Here is a 503-nt window from a genome sequence, read left to right on the forward strand (position 1 = left end):
AGAATAACGCTCTCTGAAAAACAGCGTTCGATAGCAATAGAAGGTTCCAGTGGGCAGATCAACATCCATTGTTTTCTTGACAGGGCCTTCGCTAAGCGTCTTAGGCTCAAAAAGATACATCATTTGACCTTGGACGTAATCGAGCGCGATGGCTACACTGAGTCGGTATCCTAAGCAATCCTGATAAAGGAACGAAGTGACTAACGGCATATTACCTGTCAATCGAAAAACAGAAAGTAAATGCAACATATCACCAACATCAATGACAGCGTCAAGCGGTACTCTTAACGGAATTCCAGCAGTCTCAGAGACCGAAGTTAAACGGGCCTCCTTTCCGAGATGTTCCGGATCCGTACTCGCAATGGATTGCACACAAACAGAATTACAGGAGGTCTGAACGACCTTGTAACCAAGGATGTTATAAAACGGAGAATCACCAGTAAGGATCATCTGTGAACGAAGATTGGGTGAACAAAACGGTGGCCGCCTAACCGGTGTACCAT

Annotated in this window: 1 protein-coding gene; it reads right to left on the bottom strand. The window is 45.3% G+C overall.

Annotated features, from left to right (window positions below):
- The coding region (locus GY843_RS08080) for a hypothetical protein (RefSeq protein ID WP_297308378.1) at window positions 1–372 on the bottom strand (372 nt) is incomplete at its 3' end.
- Window positions 373–503 lie beyond the last annotated feature (131 nt).

It is taken from the genome of Neptuniibacter sp. (genome assembly GCF_024231755.1).
Taxonomy (GTDB): domain Bacteria; phylum Pseudomonadota; class Gammaproteobacteria; order Pseudomonadales; family Balneatricaceae; genus Neptuniibacter.